At 28.7% G+C, this 5,558-nt stretch carries 10 protein-coding genes; all 10 read right to left on the minus strand.

Going from position 1 to position 5,558, the window contains the following annotated elements:
• Nucleotides 1-356 (minus strand): competence protein ComG (locus CD128_RS10310; protein WP_231917302.1); only part of this gene is annotated, 356 nt, incomplete at its 3' end.
• Nucleotides 357-384: 28 nt separating this feature from the next.
• A complete protein-coding gene (locus CD128_RS10315; protein WP_103329826.1) occupies nucleotides 385-639 on the minus strand; it encodes a hypothetical protein in 255 nt (84 codons plus the stop codon).
• On the minus strand, nucleotides 626-1,033 hold the full coding sequence (gene comGD, locus CD128_RS10320; RefSeq protein WP_231917304.1) for a competence type IV pilus minor pilin ComGD: 408 nt from the start codon (nucleotides 1,031-1,033) through the stop codon (nucleotides 626-628). Before comGD ends, CD128_RS10315 begins: the two co-directional genes overlap by 14 nt.
• A 19-nt stretch (nucleotides 1,034-1,052) precedes the next feature.
• On the minus strand, nucleotides 1,053-1,373 hold the full coding sequence (comGC, locus tag CD128_RS10325) for a competence type IV pilus major pilin ComGC (RefSeq protein WP_103329828.1): 321 nt from the start codon (nucleotides 1,371-1,373) through the stop codon (nucleotides 1,053-1,055).
• Nucleotides 1,374-1,388: 15 nt separating this feature from the next.
• Nucleotides 1,389-2,453, minus strand: a complete 1,065-nt coding sequence (comGB, locus tag CD128_RS10330) for a competence type IV pilus assembly protein ComGB (RefSeq protein ID WP_103329829.1) — start codon at nucleotides 2,451-2,453, stop codon at nucleotides 1,389-1,391.
• On the minus strand, nucleotides 2,425-3,399 hold the full coding sequence (gene comGA / locus CD128_RS10335; RefSeq protein WP_103329830.1) for a competence type IV pilus ATPase ComGA: 975 nt from the start codon (nucleotides 3,397-3,399) through the stop codon (nucleotides 2,425-2,427). The genes comGB and comGA overlap by 29 nt, the downstream gene beginning before the upstream one ends.
• 51 nt (nucleotides 3,400-3,450) lie before the next feature.
• Complete coding sequence (locus tag CD128_RS10340; protein WP_103329831.1) at nucleotides 3,451-4,077, minus strand: MBL fold metallo-hydrolase; 627 nt, start codon at nucleotides 4,075-4,077, stop codon at nucleotides 3,451-3,453.
• Nucleotide 4,078: 1 nt separating this feature from the next.
• Nucleotides 4,079-4,402 (minus strand): MTH1187 family thiamine-binding protein, encoded by a 324-nt coding sequence (locus CD128_RS10345; RefSeq protein ID WP_103329832.1) that lies wholly within the window; start codon nucleotides 4,400-4,402, stop codon nucleotides 4,079-4,081.
• Nucleotides 4,402-5,388, minus strand: coding sequence for an ROK family glucokinase (locus tag CD128_RS10350; RefSeq protein WP_103329833.1), 987 nt, complete (start codon nucleotides 5,386-5,388; stop codon nucleotides 4,402-4,404). Before CD128_RS10350 ends, CD128_RS10345 begins: the two co-directional genes overlap by 1 nt.
• Nucleotides 5,385-5,558: YqgQ family protein (locus tag CD128_RS10355; protein WP_231917305.1), on the minus strand; the 174-nt coding region annotated here is incomplete at its 5' end. The genes CD128_RS10355 and CD128_RS10350, both read right to left, overlap by 4 nt.

The raw sequence follows: 5,558 nt of genomic DNA on the forward strand, positions 1-5,558 counted from the left end.
GTGTTAATAGGTTTAGTTTTAAAATCTATAACATTATTCAATAAAGTAATATTTCCTCGTCCTTTATTTTCATAAATTAATTTCGAATTTTTAAATTTTATATAGCTTTTCTCCTGTTTTTCGTGCACTAATATAGTGTTTTTATTGATAATTTGAAAAGATGCCTGGGGGGTGTTTGATAAATGGCTTAAATCAGATAGAAAAAAAACATATTCAGTTTGATAATTCTCATATGATTCATGAAGATAAAACTGAGTGAGCTTCAACATTTGAGGAATTAAACTTAATACTAATAATGTAACTAATAGAGATAAAAGCATTTCAATAAAAGTAAAAGCTTTTAAATTAATATTCAACGCACACTTTATTCTTTTCAATACTTTTTTAATTACAAATCGAATCTTTATTGAGTTTAATATGATAATCACCTAAATCTATTCCCTGACTTAACTCTTTAATATTGTAATGATTGAGGCAGGTTATAATAGCTTGCTTCATTTCTAAGTATTCATATTGTTCTTTAAGAGAAAAATTTAATTGTGATAATAAAGGAATAAAAATAGTAGAAATGATAATTATGATGAGAAACGAAAAGAGACTATCTGCTAGAATGCTTGCTCTTTTATTAAAGCGATACATATCTTATTCTCCCTTTATCGATATGAAAAATGATTTTATATAAACGCTTGTTTATATTTAAAATGAATGATCCAAAGTTATTTATTCGTCCGTCTTTATCAAATGTTATTGTCTTAATTTTAGAAATAGTTTTGATTTTACCATTTTGAATTTTAAAACTATAGTGTGAGCCTTTTTCTTCTACTACATTTATAACTGAAGAATTTTCCGTTAAGGCTAATGTAATAGATTGTTTATCGCCTATAGCTTTAGATTTAAAATAATCAAATTGAGTAATAAGTTGATTTAAGCTTAATTCATCGTTAATGATGGCAAACTTATTTCCTTTAGAAACGTACAGACTAATATTCAATAAGATAACTAGAATCAACAGAGTTAATAAACTTTCTATCATAGTAAATCCACTAAATAGTTTAACTTGCAATAGCTTCACCATTATTGATAGTAATTGTTTCTCCAGATTTACAAGATTTCTGCCCCTCTTTAATGTATCCATCTGTAACTAAGTCATCAATACTACTAGGTGCTCTATTATTTTTAAGCGTGTAAGCCTCGATCTGACTATTTACCATTTTCACTTGTGCTTCACATCCAGTTGATTGTATATGTGCTGTTTGTTTAGCAATATTAGGAATGATTAAAATTAGTAGTACACTAATAATTAATAATACTAGTAACATTTCAATGAGTGTAAAAGCTTTTAGTCTTTTTAATTTTTGTACATAATTTTTCATGATATCGCCTCTTCGTTATTTAATATTCTGCATAAGTTGAAACATAGGCAGCATTATGACTAAATATAAACTGATAATGAAAAAACCTAGAAATAAGAAAACAACTGGCTGAATGATTTTTGAATGTTTTAAAGCTTTATTTTGAATTCTTTGAATTAATATTTGACTATATAATTTTAGTTCTACATCTAATTTCCCACTCTTTTCTCCTTGTTGTATAAATTTGATTAAATCATCTTGAAAGCATTGTTGCGCTCTTAAACTTTCTGCTAAATTAATTCCATTATTTGAATTTTGTAATAAGACTTCACCCAAATAATTTAAAAATGAATTATTTTTTTGGCTAATATAAATCGATACGATATTTTGTAGAGTAATCCCATTTTTATAAAATAATGAAAGTTCACTTGCGATTTGATACGTTTTAAATAATTTATAATAACTTTTGAATATGGGTATTTGAGTTAAAAATTTAATCTTTTTAGCGATGCTAATATTTGCTTGTATGATGAGTGATGTTAGAAAAATTAAAAGTAAAAGCACTGAGATAATCATTATAAAAGTGGGTAATGAAGAAATAGTTTTTGTGAGGAATTTTTGAAAGAAGGAAAGGTTTACATCCATAGTGGCGTATAGCTGTTCAAATTGAGGGAGTACTGTATAGTTCAATATAGTAATCATACCTATAAAGATAACTATTAAAACTATTGGATATTGTATAGACTTTAGTATTTGTTGTTTAGCGTTTAAGTTTGTTTTTAAATAGTTTATTGATTCTTGAAGAGAATCTTCCATATTACCAAATTTTTGCGCGAAATAAATTTGGGTAATGATTGATTGCGGATAGCCGATTAGATTTAGAACATCATCACAAGCCATTCCATTAGTAATACCTTCTATAATCTTATTACTTAAAGTTTTGTCTTTATATTTGAAGTATAAATTTATAAAATTAAAACATTCAAATAAAGTAAATCCACTTTTCAACAAACTATTTAAATTTTCAAGGAGCATAATTTGTTGAGTTGTATTTAAATTTTTCTTTCTTTTGTTATAAATATTTATCTGCAGTTTCTTCACATATTGTGCCCTCTTTCGACATAAGTAATAACTTATCTTTTAAATTATTAAAGTTCTTAGGCAACGTATTATTATGTTCAAAAAAGTATTGAATCTGATTATTATTTATCAATTCGCAAACAAGCTGGCGTTGGTTAGATAATGTAGTGATTAGTCGTTGGTTAGATATTAAATTTATAGCTTGTGAAATTTCTTGTATACTAATGCCCATTTCTAATAATCTCAGTATTGCCCCCTTACAATTACTTGAGTGCATCGTTGATAATACCAAATGCCCACTTAAACTGGCTTGAATAACACATTTTGCAACTTCTGCGTCTCTAATTTCTCCTATCAAAATGACATCTGGATCACATCTTAATATAGCTTTAAATGAGTTTATATAATCGATACCAGCTTTTTTATTAATCGAAACTTGAGTAATCCCTTTGAGTATTTGTTCGACAGGATTTTCAATAGTAATCACGTTTAAATTCAGTTTCTCATACGCATATAAAACCATTTGATACATTAGTGTGCTTTTACCAGAACCAGTAGGCCCTGTGAATAAAATTAAACCTTGTTTTTTATTCATCAAATGTTTGAAATCCTTAAAATCTTTATACTCTTTTTTGGATTGAAAATATTGAGGGATGATTCTAATAACACAACTTTCTATACCTAGAGATAAAGGTAATGTAGAAATCCTTAAATAATATAAACCTTTCGCTTGATACGTATATCGACCACTTTGAGCAATTTGTTGAGTTGACACGTCTAATCCTGCTTGAAATTTCATATAAACTAATAGTTTCTGATAAATACTTATTTTAAAAGTTTCATACATTTCAAGATTATCATTTATTCTAAACTTGATATAAACTTCATCTTCAGCAGGAATAAAATGGATATCACTAGCATTTTTACTAATAGCTTTGTTTACAATTTCTTTAAATAATAACTTCAAAAAATCACCTCCTACATTATTAAACGTAGGAGGTGAAAGAATTACTCTATTTTATTGTCCATCTAAATAAGGATTTAATTGTTCATCGTCAACTGTGGTATATTGGCCGTGACCAGGGAATAATGGTAAGTCCCCTTCTAATTCAAATAATTTGTCTTTAATTGAATCTACTAATGTTTCATAATCGCCTCTATATAAATCTGTTCGGCCAATTCCGTTATTAAATAATGTATCACCTACAACAGCAAATTCATCAAATACATATGTTAAACTGCCAGGAGAATGACCCGGCGTATGAAGTACTTTCATATTAAAGTCACCAATAGTAAAGTCGCCTTCATCTAATGAATTAGGTTGTGCTTTACTTGTGATTAATGGCATACCATACTGTTTAAATTTTGCTGCTCCATTTTTTTCTGGATCAGTTAAAAAGTCAAATTCATCTTTATGCATGTAAAGAGGTACGTCATACTTTTCTAATACGTCATCTAGTGCGCCAATATGGTCAAAATGTGCATGCGTTAATAAAATAGCTTTCAATGGTTTATTAATTTGATTTAATTTCTTGAAAATCTTATCAGGTTCTCCTGCAGGGTCAATTAATAAAACACTATCATTATTTTCGATAAAATATGCGTTAGTATCTACTAAGCCTAAAGTTAAATTTGAAATTCTCATTTTACTCACCTTGTCCGTCTAAATGTTTTTGTACTGATTTTAACTTATCATTCATTTTACGAGATTTATCTCTTCTGTCATCAATACGTAGGTTAGTACAAACTCTATCTAAACCTTTGTCAAATGGAAGTTCATGAATAGCTTGAACAACTTCAAATAAATCTTTAAGATCGCCTTCAATTAATGTATTCATAGGTGTTAATTGATAATCAATTTTACCTTCTTTTTTAAATTCCTCTAATTTCATTTGAATTTCAGCAATATATTTACTTACGCTTGGCCCATTTGTGCCAACAGGAATAATAACTACATCAACGATAGCCATTATTTTACACCATCCTTTTCTAGTATATAAGTTTTAATTAATCCAGCAGCACCTGTGATACCTGCATCGTTACCAAGTTTAGCTTGGACTATTTCAGTATCTTTCTGTGCTGGAGTGAAAGTTAAATTATGATATTCAGTTTTAATATTTTCAATTAAAATTAATCCAGCAGTAGACATTCCGCCACCCAGTACAATATATTTAGGATTGCTTGTCGCACTGATAATACTACACAAGTATGCAATGTGATTAGCAACTCTCTCTGTAATAAAGATACAGAATTGATCTCCAGCTTTAGCAGCATCGAAAACAGCTTTTGCAGTAACCTTATTTTCCTTAATTAAAGGTAAAATAGAAGATTTAAAAGTTAGTTTAGGATAATAAAAATTAACTAAATTAACTACACCAGTTGCGGATGCTACAGTTTCAATACAACCTGATTTACCACAGTTGCAATTAAAACGTTGGTCAAAATCTGTTCTGATATGGCCAATTTCAGCTCCTGAACCGTTATGTCCATGAACAATTTCGCCGTTTGAAATAATTCCGCCACCTAAACCTGTCCCAAGTGTTATAGCGACAACGTCATCAGCGCCCTGTCCTGCACCTTTATGCTTCTCACCTAAGGCGGCTACATTTGCATCATTATCTACATAGACTGGACAATCGATAAACTTACTAAAGATTTCTCTAACATTTACGTTGCCTGGCCAATGTAAATTTACAGCTCCGTTCACAATACCAGTTTCAAAATCAACTGGCCCTGGTACACCTATACCAACACCAATCGCATTTTTTACATCTAACTCACGAGTAGCTAAAATTTCAATAAATGAATCATAGATATTCTTTAATAGCTTTTCTCCTGTTTGATCAGATGTATCTGTTTCAATTGACCATTTGTGTAATTGTTCTAAATTTTCATCAAAAATACCGAGTTTACAAGTTGTACCACCAATATCAGCTGCTAATATTACGTTTGTCATTTATGTTCATTCCTTCTTTGGTTAATAATTAAAATACACTTCAAATAATCATCTTTAGATATTAACTCATAATTATAAAGTGATTTTATTTCTTGTAACATCATTTCACACATATCATTAGGATCTTTAAAATAAATAATAAATCCAAATTTTTTTAAAAGTTGTAAGAC

Source organism: Staphylococcus croceilyticus (assembly GCF_002902575.1).
GTDB classification, from domain to species: Bacteria; Bacillota; Bacilli; order Staphylococcales; family Staphylococcaceae; genus Staphylococcus; species Staphylococcus croceilyticus.

What these genes read in the sequence shown, in the direction of transcription:
- CD128_RS10315 (WP_103329826.1), bottom strand. Translation starts at nt 639, where the DNA reads ATGTATCGCTTTAATAAAAGAGCAAGCATTCTAGCAGATAGTCTCTTT.
- comGD (WP_231917304.1), bottom strand. Translation starts at nt 1,033, where the DNA reads ATGATAGAAAGTTTATTAACTCTGTTGATTCTAGTTATCTTATTGAAT.
- comGC (WP_103329828.1), bottom strand. Translation starts at nt 1,373, where the DNA reads ATGAAAAATTATGTACAAAAATTAAAAAGACTAAAAGCTTTTACACTC.
- CD128_RS10340 (WP_103329831.1), bottom strand. Translation starts at nt 4,077, where the DNA reads ATGAGAATTTCAAATTTAACTTTAGGCTTAGTAGATACTAACGCATAT.
- CD128_RS10345 (WP_103329832.1), bottom strand. Translation starts at nt 4,402, where the DNA reads ATGGCTATCGTTGATGTAGTTATTATTCCTGTTGGCACAAATGGGCCA.
- CD128_RS10350 (WP_103329833.1), bottom strand. Translation starts at nt 5,388, where the DNA reads ATGACAAACGTAATATTAGCAGCTGATATTGGTGGTACAACTTGTAAA.